This window comes from uncultured Prevotella sp., assembly GCF_946407605.1.
GTDB lineage: Bacteria > Bacteroidota > Bacteroidia > Bacteroidales > Bacteroidaceae > Prevotella.
Genome location: NZ_CAMJOS010000034.1, coordinates 1 through 17,802, shown reverse-complemented (window position 1 = coordinate 17,802; position 17,802 = coordinate 1). Strand labels below are relative to the sequence as shown.

Annotated in this window: 13 protein-coding genes; 7 read left to right on the top strand and 6 right to left on the bottom strand. The window is 51.5% G+C overall.

Annotation, left to right across the window (positions count from 1 at the left end):
* Positions 1-48 precede the first annotated feature (48 nt).
* On the top strand, positions 49-1,950 hold the full coding sequence (locus Q0R57_RS12330; RefSeq protein WP_294748165.1) for a family 43 glycosylhydrolase: 1,902 nt from the start codon (positions 49-51) through the stop codon (positions 1,948-1,950).
* Between the two features lie 71 nt (positions 1,951-2,021).
* Here Q0R57_RS12330 and Q0R57_RS12325 read toward each other — a convergent pair whose 3' ends face one another.
* The gene (locus Q0R57_RS12325; RefSeq protein ID WP_294748123.1) at positions 2,022-2,879 is read right to left on the bottom strand and encodes an OmpA family protein; all 858 of its coding nucleotides are present in this window, start codon (positions 2,877-2,879) and stop codon (positions 2,022-2,024) included.
* 165 nt (positions 2,880-3,044) lie between these two features.
* On the opposite strand from Q0R57_RS12325, the gene Q0R57_RS12320 reads away from it, so the two are divergent.
* Positions 3,045-4,043 (top strand): HAMP domain-containing sensor histidine kinase, encoded by a 999-nt coding sequence (locus Q0R57_RS12320; protein WP_294748120.1) that lies wholly within the window; start codon positions 3,045-3,047, stop codon positions 4,041-4,043.
* A gap of 3 nt (positions 4,044-4,046) precedes the next feature.
* Positions 4,047-5,351, top strand: coding sequence for an NCS2 family permease (locus tag Q0R57_RS12315; protein ID WP_294748117.1), 1,305 nt, complete (start codon positions 4,047-4,049; stop codon positions 5,349-5,351).
* Here the strand turns inward: Q0R57_RS12315 and Q0R57_RS12310 are convergent.
* The 3 genes from Q0R57_RS12310 to purL are packed head-to-tail and all read right to left on the bottom strand — an operon-like array spanning position 5,302 to position 10,161.
* On the bottom strand, positions 5,302-5,889 hold the full coding sequence (locus tag Q0R57_RS12310) for a chromate transporter (RefSeq protein ID WP_294748114.1): 588 nt from the start codon (positions 5,887-5,889) through the stop codon (positions 5,302-5,304). The two genes, Q0R57_RS12315 and Q0R57_RS12310, sit on opposite strands and share 50 nt — an antisense overlap.
* Entirely contained in the window at positions 5,889-6,431 is a 543-nt protein-coding gene (locus Q0R57_RS12305) for a chromate transporter (protein ID WP_294748110.1), read from the bottom strand. Before Q0R57_RS12305 ends, Q0R57_RS12310 begins: the two co-directional genes overlap by 1 nt.
* A gap of 13 nt (positions 6,432-6,444) precedes the next feature.
* On the bottom strand, positions 6,445-10,161 hold the full coding sequence (purL, locus tag Q0R57_RS12300; protein WP_294748108.1) for a phosphoribosylformylglycinamidine synthase: 3,717 nt from the start codon (positions 10,159-10,161) through the stop codon (positions 6,445-6,447).
* A 119-nt stretch (positions 10,162-10,280) separates the two neighbouring features.
* Here purL and Q0R57_RS12295 point away from each other — a divergent pair, with 119 nt between their 5' ends.
* From Q0R57_RS12295 to Q0R57_RS12280, 4 genes are read left to right on the top strand one after another with little or no spacing between them, the layout of a single operon-like run.
* Positions 10,281-12,785, top strand: a complete 2,505-nt coding sequence (locus Q0R57_RS12295; RefSeq protein WP_294748106.1) for a bifunctional UDP-N-acetylmuramoyl-tripeptide:D-alanyl-D-alanine ligase/alanine racemase — start codon at positions 10,281-10,283, stop codon at positions 12,783-12,785.
* Positions 12,786-12,806: 21 nt separating this feature from the next.
* The gene (locus Q0R57_RS12290) at positions 12,807-14,246 is read left to right on the top strand and encodes a PTS transporter subunit IIC (protein WP_294748104.1); all 1,440 of its coding nucleotides are present in this window, start codon (positions 12,807-12,809) and stop codon (positions 14,244-14,246) included.
* A 59-nt stretch (positions 14,247-14,305) separates the two neighbouring features.
* Positions 14,306-15,271 (top strand): 5-dehydro-4-deoxy-D-glucuronate isomerase, encoded by a 966-nt coding sequence (kduI, locus tag Q0R57_RS12285; protein ID WP_294748162.1) that lies wholly within the window; start codon positions 14,306-14,308, stop codon positions 15,269-15,271.
* 29 nt (positions 15,272-15,300) lie between these two features.
* Positions 15,301-16,758, top strand: coding sequence for an MFS transporter (locus Q0R57_RS12280; RefSeq protein WP_294748102.1), 1,458 nt, complete (start codon positions 15,301-15,303; stop codon positions 16,756-16,758).
* Between the two features lie 122 nt (positions 16,759-16,880).
* On the opposite strand, the gene Q0R57_RS12275 is transcribed toward Q0R57_RS12280, so the two are convergent.
* Positions 16,881-16,982: a smalltalk protein gene (locus Q0R57_RS12275; protein WP_294743153.1), complete on the bottom strand. Its 102-nt coding sequence runs from the start codon at positions 16,980-16,982 to the stop codon at positions 16,881-16,883.
* 185 nt (positions 16,983-17,167) lie between these two features.
* A complete protein-coding gene (locus Q0R57_RS12270; protein ID WP_294748100.1) occupies positions 17,168-17,755 on the bottom strand; it encodes a DNA-binding protein in 588 nt (195 codons plus the stop codon).
* Positions 17,756-17,802: the final 47 nt, after the last annotated feature.

Genomic DNA, 17,802 nt, shown 5'->3' with positions numbered 1-17,802 from the left:
TTATAACGAATTATGAAAATGACTAAAACCTTTCTGTCGGCCCTCCTGATGGTCGCAACAGCGAGTCCTGCTGTGGCGCAGGAAGCACCTAAGGACCCCAACGAGATGGTGGCCTATCTGTTCACCTATTTTAATAGTAACGACCCCAAGGACGAGCAGATATGCTATGCCCTGAGCGACGATGGCTATAACTACACACCGCTGAATATGGGTATGCCCGTCATCGAGAGCGACACCATCGCCCTGACCCAGTGTGTTCGCGACCCCCATATCCTGCGCTGCGAGGACGGCAAGACCTTTTATATGGTGGTGACGGATATGAAGTCGAGCCTGGGCTGGTCGAGCAACCGCGGTATGGTGCTGTTGAAGTCGACGGACCTCATCAACTGGACGCACTCCACCATCAACTTCCCCACGCGCTATACCAAGACGTGGAAGAACGTCATCCGTGTGTGGGCTCCTGAGACCATCTACGACCATAAGGCCGGCAAGTATATGGTCTTCTATTCGCTGCGCACCAGCGACCGCCATTCGTACGACAAGATTTATTATCAGTATGCCAACGAGGACTTTACCGACCTGGAGGGCGAACCCAAATGGCTCTTCGATGCAGGTAATGCCACCATCGATGGCGACATCGTCTATAACGACGCCGACCAGCTGTATCACCTCTTCTATAAGCAGGAGTCGGGTAGGGGCATCTATCAGGCTGTGGCCAAGAACCTCACCGACAAATGGCAGATGATAGAAGGCAACGTAGAGCAGACCAAGGAGAGCGTAGAGGGCGTAGGCGTCTGCAAGGCCATCGACGGCAAGTCGTGGATCATCATGTACGACTGCTACGGCAATGGACACTACCAGTTCTGTAAGTCTGAGGACCTGAAGACCTTTAAGTTCGTGCAGAACACCGAAATGAAGGGTAAGTTCACCCCCCGTCACGGCACCATCATCCCCATCACCCGTGCCGAGAAGGAGCGCCTGCTGAAGGCTTTCCCTAACTACAAGCAGCCCATCCTCAGCGGCTTCCATGCCGACCCTGAGGTGCTCTACTCCAGCAAGACCAAGAAATACTATATCTACAGCACCACCGACGGCACCCCAGGTTGGGGCGGTCACGACTTCAGCGTCTTCTCGTCGGAGAACCTCATAGACTGGAAGGACGAGGGAAAAATGCTCGACGTGAAGGGCAACCAGGTGAAGTGGGCCACAGGTAATGCATGGGCTCCCTGCATCATAGAAAAGAAAGGTAAGTACTATTTCTATTTCTCCGCCCACAACCCCCAAAGCAATCGCAAGGAGATTGGCGTTGCTGTGAGCGACAGTCCCACAGGCCCCTTCGTGGATAGCGGCGCACCCATCATCACCGACAACGACCGCCCCAAGGAGGCTCGTGGCGGACAGGCTATCGACGTAGATGTGTTCCAGGACCCCAAGAGCGGCAAGTTCTACCTCTATTGGGGTAACGGCTTCATGGCTGGTGCCGAGCTCAACGACGATATGCTCTCAGTGAAGAAGGAGACCATCACCCACATGACACCCCAAGGTGGCAACCTGCAGACATGGGCCTTCCGCGAGGGTGCCTATGTGTTCTATCGTAAGGGCACCTATTACTTTATGTGGAGTGTCGACGATACGGGCTCTCCCAACTACCACGTGTGCTACGGCACCGCTAAGTCGCCCCTTGGTCCCATCACCATCGACGAGAATAACTATCTGGTTATCAAGCAGAAGCCCGAGGACGGCATCTACGGCACAGCCCATAACTCTGTGCTCCAGATTCCTGGCAAGGACGAGTGGTACATTGTCTATCATCGCATCAATAAGCATCACCTCCATCAGGATCCAGGGATCCATCGTGAGGTGTGCATCGACAAACTGACGTTCGACAAGAAGGGCAAGATTATCCCCGTCACCCCAACACTCGACGGACCAGAAGCTTTGAAAAAGTAAAAAGGTAAAAAAGAAAGGATTTCGCAAGTCGCGGAATCCTTTCTTAATTCTCAATTTTCAATTTTCAATTCTCAATTATTTTCCGTCTCAGGGGCTTCGCCAATCAGCTCCATAAACTCGTCGAGCTTCGGGGTGATGATGATCTGAGTGCGACGGTTGCGCTGCTTACCCAGCTCGGTGTCGTTGCCCTGCAAGGGGTTGTACTCACCACGACCACCAGCAGTCAGACGCTTGGGGTCTACGCCGTATTTCTCCTGCAAAGCCTGTACAACGCTCGATGCACGCAGACAAGAGAGGTCCCAGTTGTTGCGGATATTAGGACGGGAGATGGGCACATTGTCGGTGTTACCCTCGATGAGCACGTCATAGTCCTTATAGTCGGTGATGATCTTGGCAATCTTCGACAGCGTCTCGGCAGCGCGGTCGTTAATCTCGTAAGAACCACTCTTATAGAGCATGTTGTCGGCCAGCGAGATATAGACCACACCCTTCAGCACCTGCACGTCGACCTCCTTCAGCTCCTCCTTCGACAGCGAGCGGGTGAGGTTATTGGTCAGCACCATGTTCAGGGAGTCGCTCTTCGACTTCACCTCCACCAGATGACGGATATACTGGTTTGACTCGTTGATCTGGTCCACCAGCTTCTCAATGCTGACATTGTTTTGGTTGGCGTTCTTCAAACTCTGGTTGAGGCTCTCCTGCAGCTTGTCGTATTTCTCCTCAGCGGCTTTCAGGGCCTGCTGCAGACCGCGCTGCTGCTCCTCCAACGAGGTGATGCGGGCATTCTTGCCAGCCAGGTCTTCCTTAGCGGAGAGGAGGTTGCTGCTCAGCGCCTTGTTCTCGTCGCGACAACTCTGAAGTTCTTTCTTGCTGGCGCATCCGCTCAGCAGTATGGCAGCCGAAGCTGCAATAATAATACTCTTTTTCATAATTTTTTTTGTTAGTGAATAACTTGAATTCGGGTGCAAATATACGGATATTGGCGTTACAAACTATCAAAAGGGACATCGAATTAGGGTATTTTAACCTCATTCCGTGTTTTTTTTACATACTTTTTTCGTATCTTTGCCTGCAGTTTTAATATAAAGTTGAAAATGAATAAGAATTTGGTGTTGGTTCTTGTGTGCGCAACTCTGCTGTTGCTTGTTGTCACATCAGCGTGGGCGGACATTGTGGCACAAAACGACTCGCTGCTCAACGAGCTAAGGGCACAAAATGAATTGCTACAGCAACGTTCGCGATTTACTACTGGAGGACTGGCAATGATTCTCGTCGTTACAGCAATGCTGCTGTTCTTGGTTGTCAACAACCGCTGGAACCACAGACTGGAAATCAAAAACCGTCAGTTGGAGCGTGAGCGTAATGTGGTGATAGCAAAGAATAAGCAGTTGGCCATAGAATACAATCGTGCCGAGGAAGCCTTGAAAGCCAGAAAGGCCTTTATGCAGAGCATCACCCACGAGGTGCGCACTCCTCTGAATGCCATCAGTGGATTCACGCAGGTGTTGGCTACGCCCGACCTTGAGATGACCGCTGCCGAGCGCCTGGACTTCAGCTTGCGTATTCAGGAGAACACCCGATTGCTGACCAATATCGTTGATGATTTGATTCAGATATCTGATATGGAGAGTGGTTATGAGTTGCCTGCTCCAGAGCCCTTCCCTGTGGCTGCCTTAGCATCGATGGCCCTCGAGACTATCAGTTCTCGTGTGGCACCACTGGTGAAAATCATCAACAACAGTACTGTCGCAGAGGATTTGGTGGTTACAGTGCATCCACAAATGATTCAAACCATTCTTGGAAAGCTGCTCGACAATTCGGCTAAGTTTACCCACGAGGGTAGTATCACCCTTAACGTGAGCTATGAGGATAATAAGCTTTTCTTCTCGGTTATAGATACCGGACCAGGTATCCCTCCGGAAAAGAAAGATGCAGTCTTTGAACATTTTACTAAATTGAACGCTTTTGTTCAGGGCACTGGTCTTGGCCTTTCTCTTGCACGAATGGTGGCCGAGCGTATTGGAGGTACTCTGACGCTTGATACCAATCATCATCCTGGCGCTAAATTCGATCTCGTCGTACCTGTGCATTAAGCTATGAAAGAAAAGATTTTGGCTCTCATGGGCTTCTCTGTCCATCGCGACAATATGAAGATTGAGATACTCTCTGGTCTCACCACCTTTACCTCGATGGTCTATATCTTGGCACTGTTGCCGGCTATGTTCGCACCAATGGCATCTGTCGGCTTTCCTGTGGACAGTGTCTTTACGTCCATTATCTTGGCTACCATCGTGGGCACGCTCTTGATGGTTTTCCTGGCCAAACGACCTTTCGGTCAGGCACCAGGGCTGACACTAAACATCTTTTTTATAGAGACCGTATGTTTGTCACTGGACTATCCTTGGCAGTTCGCACTTACCGCCGTACTGATAGAGGGGCTGCTGTTCGTGATGCTCTGTCTGAGTAACCTGCGTAAAACCATCTTCGAGATGGTGCCGGCATCGCTGAAATATGCTATCGCGGCAGGAATAGGCTTCTTTATTGCCATGCTGGGATTCAAGAATAGCGGTTTGCTGGCTGACGGAACGGTGTTTAACCATCTGGATACGCTGGCCACACCATCATCCATGCTCTTTGCCCTGGGATTGATTCTCACAAGCATATTCTCTATACTGCGTATTAAAGGGGGACTGCTGCTTAGTATCATTCTCATTACCTTATTGGGCATCCCCTTCGGGTTAACCACAATGCCTCATGATATATTCTCGATGCCTGTTTCGCCAGCACCACTTTTCTGCCAGTTCTCGTGGGATTTCCTGCTGATGCCAGACTTGTGGGTATGTGTGCTCATCATGCTTTTCTTCGATGTCTTTGACAGTCTGGGAACAATTGTGGGTATCATGGCCTGCTCGGGGCTGATACGTAAAAATGGTCGTATTCCTCATATGACTACTATTATGCTCAGCGATGCCCTGGCCACAGTGGCAGGTGCTTGTCTGGGATGCAGCACAGTAACGACTTATGCTGAGAGTGCTACAGGATTTGCTGAGGGAGGACGTACTGGCGTTTCGGCCTTTGTCGTTGTGTTGTGTTTTACGGCAAGTCTATTTATGGCACCACTCTTCCTGGCTATCCCCGCTGCTGCTACTGCGCCTGTGATGGTGGTTGCCGGACTCTATCTCTTTGGAGCTGTACGCCATATCTCGTTAGCTGACCCCAAAGAGTCGTTGCCAGTGTTCGTCACCATCTTGCTGATGCCAGTAACGGGAAGCATCACCGACGGTATCATGGCTGGTCTTCTCACTTACGTCGTTCTTTCCTTCCTCAGCGATTTGCTGAGACGCAGAAAGACTAATATAACAGAAGAAGACCTGCAAAGCCCGCCATCACAATCATCTTGATAGGATTGATATGATAGACCTTTGTGCCCACAAAGGTGGCCACGAAGAGGGCAACGCTGATAGAGAACTGCCACAGGTCGGTATTAGGCGAAGAGAAATTCTCCTTGTTGCACAGTAGCAGGGTGGCGGCAGCCAGAAGTCCAACGACGGCAGGACGTAGTCCCATAAAGACAGACTGCACGGCGGGTGTCTTCATGTATTTAAGGAAAAGCTTGGCGATGATAATCATCAGGATGAGCGATGGTAGCACCAAGGCAAAGGTGGCTATGAACGAGCCTAACAGCGCCCAAGCCTCACCATAGCCTGCTGGGTCGTTGTGAACAGCCATATAACCGCAATAGGTGGCTGTGTTGATGCCCACAGGACCTGGCGTCATCTGACTGATGGCTACGATATCGGTAAACTGTCCTGTCGTCATCCATATTGGCACCACCTTCGTCTGAATGAGTGATAGCATGCCGTAGCCTCCTCCGAAACCGAAGAGGCCAATCAGGAAGAACGTCCCAAACAACTGAAGATATAACCAGACAATATCCATTATTCTGTGGGTTTAATGATCCTGCCGTAAGCCCAACCACCCAGTCCGGCCAGGATAATAATATAAATAGGTGACACACCCATGAGCCAGATGAGCAGAGCGCTGGCTATGGGTATCCAACAGTTTATCCACGAAATGTTGGCACTCTTAGCCAGGTTGAACGTAGGCACAGCGATGAGTGCCACCACAGCAGGACGGATGCCGCGGAAGATGGATGCCACTACGGGGTTGTCCTGAAAACGATGGAAGAACATCGCAATCAGCAGGATAATCAAGAACGAGGGTAGGGCAGTGCCCAAAGCTGTGGCCAGGACACCACGTATCTTTCGCAGCTTATAGCCGATGAAGATGGCGATGTTGATGGCAAAGACGCCTGGGCAACTTTGCGCTATGGCGATGAGGTCGAGAAACTCATCACGCGACACCCATCGCTTTTTGTTCACCACTTCCTCCTCTATCAATGGTATCATGGCATATCCACCACCAAGGGTGAATATGCCAATCTTAAAGAAGGTCTTAAATGAATCCCAATAGATATTCATGGGGCTAATGGGACTAATGGGCCTGATGAGCTTCCACCCATTTACGTGCATTAACGAATGCCTCAATCCATGGAGTAACCTCGTCCTGACGACGATCGGCAGGATACCAGGCGTTCTGCCAGGGGAATACGGCACGCTCCAAGTGAGGCATCATGCAGAGATGACGACCATCGGCAGAGCAGATACCAGCTACATTATAGTCGGATCCGTTAGGATTAGCGGGATAGCCAGCGTAGTTGTACTTGGCAATGATGTTGTAAGCGCTCTCGGCCTCAGGCAGAGAGAACTTGCCCTCACCGTGAGCAACCCACAAACCAAGTTTGTTACCACTCAGTGAGCCAAACATCACGCTGTTATTCTGAGGAATGCTCAAACTGATGAACTCACTCTCGAACTTATGAGAGTCGTTGTGCAACATCTTAGCACCCTTAGCACCTGTCAGACCCAGTTCAACCATCAACTGACAACCGTTACAGATACCTAATGAAAGGGTATCCTCGCGGGCATAGAACTTATCAAGGGCCTCCTTAGCCTTAGGATTGAAGAGGAAGGCTCCAGCCCAACCCTTAGCCGAACCAAGTACATCGGAGTTAGAGAATCCACCGCAGAATACAATCATGTTGATATCCTCGAGTGTTTCGCGACCAGAGATAAGGTCGGTCATCATCACATCCTTTACATCAAAACCAGCAAGATACAAGCAGTAAGCCATCTCACGCTCACCGTTGGTACCCTTCTCACGGATGATAGCAGCCTTAATACCTGATGGCTGACGGCGATCGGCAGAGATGCCATACTGAGCCAGTTTGCCAGTGAAGTCCTTATTGAACTTCATCTCGATAGGCTGATTCTTATAGTTAGCGAAGCGCTCAGCAGCCTTACCATTGAAGCTCTGCTTGCGGTCAAGCAGATATGATGTTTTATACCATGTATCACGGAGTGCATCGATGTCAAAGTTCATTTCATTGTCGCCAGCCTTTACAACGATGGTGCGGGCATCCTCAACAGGATAACCAATCTTAGCATAGCCAACGCCCTGCTCCTCCATGAAGTCCTTGAACTCCTGCTTGTACTCATCGCTTACCTCGATAACCACACCTGGGTTCTCAGCGAAGAGAGTCTTAACAACATCGCCATCGGCACAAATGTCGTGTAGGTTGATGTGCATACCACCCTTAGTGTTTGCAAAGCACATCTCAAGCAGAGTGGTGATAAGACCACCGGCAGAGATATCGTGACCAGCCATAATCCAGCCACGATTGATCATCTCCTGAACGGCCATAAAGGCATCAGCAAAGTACTCGGCGTTCTTAACTGTAGGCACATCGTCGCCTACCTTACCCAAACTCTGAGCAAAGGCCGAACCACCCAGGCGCTGCTCGTCGAACGAGAAGTCGATATGATAAAGTGATGCGTTCTTATCGTTAACCAATACAGGGCTTACCACCTTCTTAATGTCAGAAACCTCACCACCAGCAGATACAATCACTGTTCCTGGAGAAATAATCTTCTCACCGTTAGGATACTGTTGTGAGAGTGACAGCGAGTCCTTACCTGTTGGTACGTTGATGTGCAGTTCGCAGCAGAAGTCGCTCAGCGCCTTAACACCAGCATACAAGCGGGCATCCTCACCCTCCTGAGAGCGGCAAGGCCACATCCAGTTAGCTGAGAGTGAGAGTGAATCCATACCCTCGGCCAATGGAGCCCAAACAATATTTGTGAGAGCCTCAGCTACAGAGAGTACTGAACCAGCAGCGGGATCAGCCAGACCAGCCTGAGGTGCATGACCAATGGCTGTAGCGATACCCTTAACACCACGATAGTCGAGGGCAACAACACCACAGTCGCTCAATGGCAACTGGATTTCTCCCTGGCACTGCTGACGTGCAATCTTACCTGTTACAGAACGGTCAACCTTGTTAGTCAACCAATCCTTACATGCCACAGCCTCAAGCTGAAGCACACGGTCGAGGTACTCGTTAATCTTATCCTGACTGTAGGTTACGTCAGCATAGTGGCGTTCTACAGTATTATCTTTCATAATCGTCTTTGGTGAGTGACCGAACATCTGAGCCACATCCAAATCGAAAGGCTTTACGCCATCGCCCTGCTTGAACGAGAAGTGGGCGTCGCCGGTAGTCTCACCTACTACATACAGTGGAGCACGCTCACGTTCAGCGATCTTACGTACGTGTTCGATATGCTTCTCGTCGATAAGCAAGCCCATACGCTCCTGACTCTCGTTGGCGATGATTTCCTTAGAACTTAGAGTCTTGTCGCCGATAGGCAACTTGGTCATATCAATCTCACCACCGCACTCCTCTACGAGCTCAGAGAGACAGTTGAGGTGACCGGCTGAGCCATGGTCGTGAATAGAAACAACGGGGTTCACATCCTCCTCACAGAGGGCACGAACCAAGTTGTAAGCACGCTTCTGCATCTCAGGGTTTGCACGCTGAACGGCGTTCAACTCGATACCGTTGCTATAGCGACCTGTATCAACTGATGATACAGAACCACCACCAAGACCGATACGGTAGTTATCACCACCAACAACGACAACCTTGTTGCCTGGCTGTGGTTCCTTCTTTAGACAGTCGCGCTTAGTGCCATAACCTACACCACCAGCCAGCATAATAACCTTGTCATAGGCATACTTAGTATCGTTAGGCTCCTGATGTTCGAATGTGAGTACAGAACCACAGATCAGTGGCTGACCGAACTTATTTCCGAAGTCAGAAGCACCATTAGAAGCCTTGATCAGGATCTGCTCTGGTGTCTGATACAACCACTGACGAACGGGAAGAATATTCTCCCAGTCGCGAGTCAGCTTGTCATCATCAGTCAAACGAGGATAAGCAGTCATATAAACAGCTGTACCAGCGATAGGCCATGAACCAACACCACCACCCATACGGTCGCGGATTTCACCACCAGTACCTGTTGCGGCACCGTTGAATGGCTCTACGGTTGTGGGGAAGTTGTGTGTCTCTGCCTTCAGCGAGATAACACTCTCGATATCTTTTACCTGGAAGTAGTCGCTAGTGCTCTGATCCTTTGGAGCGAACTGTTCAACCACAGGTCCCTGTGCAAAAGCTACATTATCCTTGTATGCAGAGAGAATCTTGTTTGGATTCTCCTGTGTTGTCTTCTTAATCATTGCGAAGAGCGAGCTCTCCATCTCTTTGCCATCGATGATGAAGGTACCACCAAAGATCTTATGGCGACAGTGCTCAGAGTTAATCTGGGCAAAACCAAAGATCTCAGAGTCTGTCAGGGGACGACCGTTCTGCTTCTCCAGTCCATGCAGATACTCAATCTCTTCGGGCGAAAGGGCCAGACCCTCTTTCTCGTTATACTCCTCCAGATTGTCCACATACTTGATGGGCTCGGGCTTGATATTAATCGTAAAAATGTCCTGGTTCAGGCCATTATACATACGCTGCAGCATCTCGTCGTGCTCAGCATCCTTAGAGTCCACAGCGAAATACTCTTCTATACGAGAAATGCCGCTGAGGCCCATGTTCTGTGTAATCTCAACGGCATTCGTCGACCAAGGGGTCACCATTTCACGACGCGGACCCACAAAGAATCCGTCCATCGTCTGGGCGTCAACGAGCTCTGCATTGCCGTAGAGCCAACAAAGTTCCTGTACTTCTGTCTGTGTGAGCTGATGGTCCACTTCAGTGGCTATCACACTCGATGAGGGAGTCTTGAAAAAAAGAATCATAGTCCTTTTAAATGAATAAGTTTGAATTTTGGCTGCAAAGGTACGAAATAATTGTGAATAATGTGTTATGAATTAAGAAATATTTGTACCTTTGCAGCGTGAAGTAAATAAATGATGCTATGATTTATACGATAGAAAAGGTGGCGACCCTGATAGGGGCGCGCCGTTATGGAGAAAAAGAGGCAACCATAGGATGGTTGCTGACAGACAGCCGTTCGCTGTGTTTTCCTGAGCAGACCTTATTCTTTGCCTTGCGCACCAAACGTAACGACGGACATAAATACATTGATGAACTATATCGCAGGGGCGTGCGCTCCTTTGTTGTAGAGCAGGAGCCTGCCGACTATCAGACACGCTTCCCCGAGGGTAACTTCCTGAAGGTGTCGTCGCCGCTGGCAGCGCTACAGCGACTGGCTGAGCGTCATCGTGATGAGTTCAATATCCCTGTGGTGGGCATCACGGGTTCTAACGGTAAGACATGGGTCAAGGAGTGGCTCTATCAGATTCTGATGCCGTCGATGAAGGTGACCCGCTCGCCTAAGAGTTATAACTCGCAGATTGGCGTGCCCCTCAGCGTGTGGCTGTTGAACGAGCAGACTAAGGTGGCTCTCTTCGAGGCAGGCATCAGCGAGCCAGGCGAGATGTTGGCCCTGCGCGACATCATCCAGCCCTCTATCGGCGTGCTGACATCGCTGGGCAGCGCCCATCAGGAGAACTTCCGTTCCCTTGACGAGAAATGTATGGAGAAGTTGCAGCTGTTCCACGATACCGAGGTGATGATCTATCCCTCTGACGATGACACCGTGAGCCGTTGTGTGCGTCGCTCCCAGTATAAGGGCGAGCGCATAGGCTGGTCGCGCTATAGCGAGAAAGCTCCGATGTATGTGCGTCGTATCGAAAAATCTCATACTTCAAGTCTCAAGTCTCACATCTCCTATATATATAAAGGTGTGGAGGGCAGCTACGAGATTCCCTTCATCGACGAGGCCTCTATCGAGAACTCTATCACTTGCGTCACCGTAGCCCTCTACTTAGGGCTGTCGCCAGAGGAGATTGCCGAGCGGATGTCGCAGCTGGAGCCCATCGCCATGCGTCTGGAGGTGAAGGAGGGACAACGTGGTCTGACCCTCATCAACGACTCGTACAACAGCGATGTCAACTCCCTCGACATCGCCCTCGATTTCATGAACCGTCGAATTGAGAATAAATCTCAATCCTCTGCGTTCAATACTCAAGTCAAGAAAACCCTGATTCTGAGTGATATCTACCAGACGGGTGAGTCTTCCACGGAGCTCTATCGTGAGGTGTCCGACCTGATTTTGAAGCGTGGCGTAGACCGTTTTATCGGCATCGGACCAGAGATATCCAGTCAGGCATCTCAAATAGAGATAGGTCAGAAGTGGTTCTTCGACAACGTGGAGCAGTTCCTTCAGAGTAATCTGTTCCGTTCGCTCAATCACGAGATAGTGCTGCTGAAAGGTGCCCGTCCGTTTGGCTTCGAGCGTATCACCGAGCTGCTGGAACAGAAGGTGCACGAGACCATCCTCGAGGTGGACCTCAATGCGGTGGTCGATAACCTGAACTATTTCCGCTCGTTCCTGAAGCCCGAGACCAAGATGGTGTGTATGATCAAGGCCGACGCTTATGGCGCTGGTGCCGTGGAGATTGCCAAGACACTGCAAGACCATCGTGTGGACTATCTGGCAGTGGCGGTAGCCGACGAGGGTGTCACCCTTCGCAAGGCTGGCATCACGCAGAATATCATTGTGATGAACCCCGAGATGTCGTCGTTTAAGACCCTCTTCGACTACGACCTGGAGCCTGAGGTCTATAGCTTCCGACTGATGGATGCCCTCGTCAAGGCAGCCCGTGCCCAGGGTATCACGGGGTGGCCCGTACACCTGAAGCTTGACACCGGCATGCACCGCCTGGGCTTCGACAGCTCTCAGATTGATGAGCTCATCGAACGCCTGAAGCAGCAGTCGGCCATCATCCCGCGTTCTGTCTTCTCCCATTTCGTGGGTTCCGACAGCGACGACTTCGACAACTTCTCTGCCACCCAGTTCCGTGTGTTCGACGAGGGCAGCAAGAAGATACAGGCCGCCTTCAGTCATAAGATTCTGCGCCACATGGACAACTCCGCAGGCATAGAGCACTTCCCAGAGCGACAGATGGATATGTGTCGCCTGGGCATCGGACTCTATGGCGTTGACCCACGTACCAATAATATGCTCTCTACTGTATCGACCCTGAAGACCACCATCCTGCAGCTGCGCCGTGTGCCCAAGGAGGAGACGGTGGGCTATAGTCGCAAGGGCAAGTTGGATCGCGACAGCATCATCGCCGCCATACCTATTGGCTATGCCGACGGCTTGAACCGCCGCCTGGGCAATCGTCATTGCTATTGTCTGGTCAACGGCCAGAAGGCGGAGTATGTGGGCAATATCTGCATGGATGTGGCGCTGATTGACGTGACAGACATCCCTTGTGAGGAGGGCGACAGCGTGGAGATCTTCGGCAAGAACCTGCCTGTCACCGTGCTGAGCGATGTGCTCGAGACCATCCCCTACGAAGTGCTCACCAGCGTCAGCAACCGCGTGAAACGCGTGTATTTCCAAGACTAATCACTAAAACTATATCAAGAAATGGAGCAAGTATTCACTTACATCATCCAGTTGGGAGCGTCGGTCATGATGCCGATACTCTTCACCATCATCGGCCTGTGCATCGGCATGAAGTTCGGCAAGGCCCTCAAGAGTGGACTCTACGTCGGCGTAGGTTTCGTAGGTCTCGGCATCGTCACCGCCCTGTTGACAACCAACTTCAACACGCCGCTCGATGCCATCTCAAAAATCTTTGAGCTCGACCTGAAGGTCTTCGACATGGGATGGCCTGCTGCCGCCGCTGTGGCCTACAATACCGCGGTGGGTGCTCTCATCATCCCCATCTGCCTGGGCATCAACTTCCTGTTGCTGATTACTAAATGTACGCGAACAGTCAATATCGACCTGTGGAACTACTGGCATTTCGCCTTCATCGGCGCCGTGGCCTATTTCGTCATGGACCAGAGTCTGCTGTGGGGTTATTTCGCCGCCATCAGCTGTTATATCGTCACCCTGGTGATGGCCGACCTGACGGCAGAGCGCTTCCAAGGCTACTACGACAATATGGAGGGCATCTCCATTCCCCAGCCGTTCTGTCAGAGCTTTACGGCTTTTGCCATCGTCATCAACTGGCTGCTGGACCGTATTCCTGGCTTCTCGAAGCTCGACATCGATGCCGAGGGCATGAAGCAGAAGTTCGGCGTGCTGGGCGAGCCCCTGGTGCTGGGCGTCATCGTGGGAGCGTTGATAGGTGCTGCCGCCCATTTCGACCATTTGGTCAATTTCTCAGCCTATGCCGCTGGCTTCGACACCACCGCCGATGCTGTGATGAGTATTACCAAGTCGATACTCTTCTTGGGTGTCACCATGGGTGCCGTGATGGAGCTCATTCCTCGCATCACCCGTCTGTTTATCGACGGACTGATGCCTATCTCCGAGAAGACGCAGGAGGTGGTGAAGCGTAAGTTCAAGGGCAAGAAGGTGTATATCGGCATGTCGCCGGCACTCGTCATCGGCCATCCCACCACGCTGGTGGTGTCGCTGCTACTTATCCCCGTTACCCTCATACTGGCCATCGCCCTGTCAAAGGCTGGCAACCAGTTCCTGCCGTTGGCATCACTGGCAGGTATGTTCTATGTCTTCGTGATGGTGCTGCCCTATACCAAGGGTAATGTGGTGAAGACCTTCATCGTGGGTCTGGTGGCTGTCACCATCGGCCTCTATTTCGTCACCGATATGGCGCCTGCCTTCACTTTGGCAGCCAACACGGTGTTCGAGGCCACGCAGGACAAGGCTGCTCAGATTCCCGAAGGCTTCCAGGCTGGTGCCATGGACTTCGCCTCGTCGCTCTTTGGCTATGTCATCTATGCCTGTGTCAAGTATATCCAGTGGATAGGCATGGGTGTCCTGACACTCATCACCATTTCTATGGTGGTCTGGAACCGCCTGCGCATTGTTCGTGAGGAAACGACTTCAAAGTAAATAATTTAAAAACAAAGTATATGAAAACAAGAACATTTCTTTCCCTAACCCTCCTGGCAATGACATTTGTTTCCGCAAATGCCCAGGAAGCCGATCGCTACGTTGGTGCCCAGCATGTTCGTTTCCAGACAGCCTGCCACCCGCAGGATGTGAAAGGCTACGACACGAAGACCCTTCGTGAGCGTTTCGTGATGGAGAAGGTGATGGCAGCAGACTCTATCCTGCTGACCTACAGCCACTACGACCGTTTTATCTTTGGTGGCGCGATGCCTGTGACCAAGACCCTGAAGCTGGAGAACTTCTGGGAGCTGGGACTCGACGTCGACAAGGACATCAAAGAGAAGTATTTCCTTTATAACCGCGAAATCGGCATCGTGAACTGTGGCGAGGGCGACGGCGTGGTGATTGTCGATGGTAAGGAGTATGCCCTGTCACCCAAGGAGGCCCTCTACGTGGGTCGCGGACATATCGCCAAGGACAAAGACGTAAACAAGGAGGTGCTCTTCCGTTCGAAGGATGCCGCCAAGCCTGCCAAGTTCTACCTGAACAGCGCCACGGCCCATCAGCACTACAAGACCCAGTGGATCACCCTCGACGGCCGTAAGGGCTCGCTGAAGGCTGCCGTATGGGGCCCTGTGGGTTCGCTGGAGGAGTGCAATAACCGCACCGTCTATAAGCTCATCGTCAACGACGTGCTCGAGGAAGGTCCCTGCCAGCTGCAACTGGGTCTCACACAGTTGAACCCTGGTGCTGCGTGGAACACCATGCCGCCTCACACCCACGGTCGCCGCATCGAGGCCTACTATTACTTCAACCTGCCTCAGGACCAGACCATCGCCCACATCATGGGACAGCCCGAGGAGAGTCGCGTGGTGTGGCTCCACAACGACCAGGCCATCATGTCGCCTGAGTGGAGCATGCATGCCGCTGCCGGCACCTACTACTATACCTTCATCTGGGGTATGGCAGGCGAGAACCTGTACTATAACGACAAAGACAACATCCCCGTTATCGACATCAAATAAATCGTCAAATAGTAAATAGTCAAATAACTATGGCCCCTATTCAAACTAACAAAATGTCCAACTTCCGTTGGGTTATCTGTGGATTGCTATTTATGGCAACCACTATCAACTATCTAGATCGTCAGGTACTGTCCCTGCTGAACACCAACTATATCTCAGTTGATTTCCATTGGGACAACGATGACTATGGCACCATCACTGCCATATTTTCACTCTTCTATGCTGTCATCTCACTTTTTGCAGGTCGCTTCATCGACTGGATGGGCACCAAGAAGGGCTACATCTGGGCCATCGTGTTGTGGAGCGTAGGTGCATGTCTGCACGCTGGATGCGGCATTGCCACCTGCTGGATTAACGATGTAGACAGCGTGGAGGTGCTGAAAGGTATGCAGAAAGCAGCACAGGTAGGCCTCTTCGGCCTCACGGCCAGTGTATGGCTGTTCATTGCCTGCCGCATGATTCTTGCCATGGGTGAGTCGGGTAACTTCCCCGCCGCCATCAAAGTCACCGCCGAGTATTTCCCCAAGAAAGACCGCGCACTGGCTACGTCAATTTTCAATGCTGGTGCTTCCATTGGTGCATTGATGGCACCACTTGCCATTCCCACACTTGCCGATGCTTTTGGCTGGGAAATGTCATTCATCATTATTGGTGCTCTTGGCTTCGTCTGGGCCGGTTTGTGGCTCTTCCTTTATACATCGCCCTCTAAGAGCCGTTTCGTTAATCCTTCTGAATTGATATATATTGAGTCGGACGATGACGCCGCCGTCAAGGAGAAGGCTGCTGAGGAAGAGGATGACGGTGGTATTAAACTGTCGTTGTGGCAGTGCTTCAAGTACAAGCAGACATGGGCCTTCATCGTTGGTAAGTTCTTTACCGATGGTGTATGGTGGTTCCTCCTCTTCTGGGCTCCTGACTATTTCAACTCGCTGGGCTTCCCTGTGACTACCTTTACGGGTAAGATGCTGCTATTTGTGCTCTATCTCATCGTCACCGTAGTGTCCATCTATGGCGGCTACCTGCCCAAGCTCTTTGTTGAGAAACGGGGCATGAACCCATACATCGGTCGTATGCGTGCCATGCTTATCTTTGCTTTCTTCCCGATCTTTGCCATGTTTGCACAGCCATTGTCTGGCATCTCGCCTTGGATTCCCGCCGTTATCATCGGCTTGGCTGGTGCAGGCCATCAGGCATGGTCGGCCAACCTCTACAGCACCATTGGCGACATGTTCCCGAAGTCGGCAGTGGCCACTATTACTGGTATCGGTACGATGTTTGGCGGCTTGTGCAGCTTTGCCATCAACAAGCTGTCGGGTCTGCTGTTCGACTATGCTGAGGCTCAGGGCCAGGCCTTCTCGTTCTTTGGTGAGACAGGCAAGCCTGCCGGCTACATGATAGTGTTCTGCTACTGTGCTGTGGCCTACCTCATCGGCTGGGTCATCATGAAGGGTCTGGTGCCTAAGTACAAGCCCATCGCCACGGAATAATCATCTCTTACAACCATTCTTTATGCAAAAGAAACTCCTGGTAAACCTGTAGTCGAGATTTGTTATAACAAAAAAGTGCACGACTCAGAGATGGGCCGTGCACTTCGTTTCACCTTTTCCCTTTACATGATTCCCATGCAAGAGGTCGTTCCCAGCGCCGTCAGCGCTGCCGTCAGTATCGATACGATAATCTGAATAACTGTCTTCCAACTTTCTTTCTTCATAGCTTTAGATTTTTAATTTTCCGCTCGGCTTCGCCGCTTGGCTCGTCCAAGAATGGTTATTGGATATAGGTGGGAGGGTGGGGCCCCTTTAATCATAGGGGCAAGCCCCTATGCTAGGTTATTTAACCCCTTCGGGGCCCCTTGGTCTAACCTCCTGTCACCTTTCACCCTTCACCCGTCACCGTTTAATTATACCCGTCGCCGTTGTCACCACCTCCGGTGTTGTCACCACCGCTGGTGCCACCGCCCTGGGTGCCGCCGTTGCCTCCGTTCTGGGTGCCACTACCATTTTGGTTCTGGTTTTCGTTGCCACCCTCGTTTTCGGGATCTTCGACGTTACCCTCGTCAGTCGAGGTCACGCGCTTCACCTCCTTGCCCTCGCGGTCGTAGCAGGTGATCTGCACGGCAGTCTTCGACAGCTCGTCCTTCAGGTCGACATCGGGAGTGAAGATGATGCGACGACTTGAGATGAGGTCAGCCTTCACCTTGTTCACGTCGTCCACGCTCTTGGCGCGCAGTCCGAAGCGCATGGTGCCCAGTCCAGGCAGCGCTACAGAGTGGCCTTCGGTGGCCCATGCCTTGATAACCTCACCAGCTGCATCCCAGCAGGCCTGCATCACGCCTCGGCTCACACCTGAGCGGAGGGCCGCCTCCTTAATCACCTTGTCCTGAGTCAGAGCGGTGTAGAGCTCAGGCATCATCACGTAACGGTAGGTCTCAGCATACTTGCCCACCTTGATCAGTTGTTCTTTTGCTTTTACTTTCAGTGCCATAATGTTGTGTTTTTTTAATGGTTAATAATTGAATTGTTAGTGTTTCT

Bases quoted from the DNA above. Each gene is read 5' to 3' on its own strand.
- Q0R57_RS12320 (WP_294748120.1), top strand. From the start codon at position 3,045: ATGAATAAGAATTTGGTGTTGGTTCTTGTGTGCGCAACTCTGCTGTTG.
- purL (WP_294748108.1), bottom strand. From the start codon at position 10,161: ATGATTCTTTTTTTCAAGACTCCCTCATCGAGTGTGATAGCCACTGAA.
- Q0R57_RS12290 (WP_294748104.1), top strand. From the start codon at position 12,807: ATGGAGCAAGTATTCACTTACATCATCCAGTTGGGAGCGTCGGTCATG.
- Q0R57_RS12310 (WP_294748114.1), bottom strand. From the start codon at position 5,889: ATGGATATTGTCTGGTTATATCTTCAGTTGTTTGGGACGTTCTTCCTG.
- Q0R57_RS12295 (WP_294748106.1), top strand. From the start codon at position 10,281: ATGATTTATACGATAGAAAAGGTGGCGACCCTGATAGGGGCGCGCCGT.
- Q0R57_RS12330 (WP_294748165.1), top strand. From the start codon at position 49: ATGGTCGCAACAGCGAGTCCTGCTGTGGCGCAGGAAGCACCTAAGGAC.
- Q0R57_RS12305 (WP_294748110.1), bottom strand. From the start codon at position 6,431: ATGAATATCTATTGGGATTCATTTAAGACCTTCTTTAAGATTGGCATA.
- Q0R57_RS12325 (WP_294748123.1), bottom strand. From the start codon at position 2,879: ATGAAAAAGAGTATTATTATTGCAGCTTCGGCTGCCATACTGCTGAGC.
- Q0R57_RS12270 (WP_294748100.1), bottom strand. From the start codon at position 17,755: ATGGCACTGAAAGTAAAAGCAAAAGAACAACTGATCAAGGTGGGCAAG.
- kduI (WP_294748162.1), top strand. From the start codon at position 14,306: ATGACATTTGTTTCCGCAAATGCCCAGGAAGCCGATCGCTACGTTGGT.
- Q0R57_RS12280 (WP_294748102.1), top strand. From the start codon at position 15,301: ATGGCCCCTATTCAAACTAACAAAATGTCCAACTTCCGTTGGGTTATC.
- Q0R57_RS12315 (WP_294748117.1), top strand. From the start codon at position 4,047: ATGAAAGAAAAGATTTTGGCTCTCATGGGCTTCTCTGTCCATCGCGAC.
- Q0R57_RS12275 (WP_294743153.1), bottom strand. From the start codon at position 16,982: ATGAAGAAAGAAAGTTGGAAGACAGTTATTCAGATTATCGTATCGATA.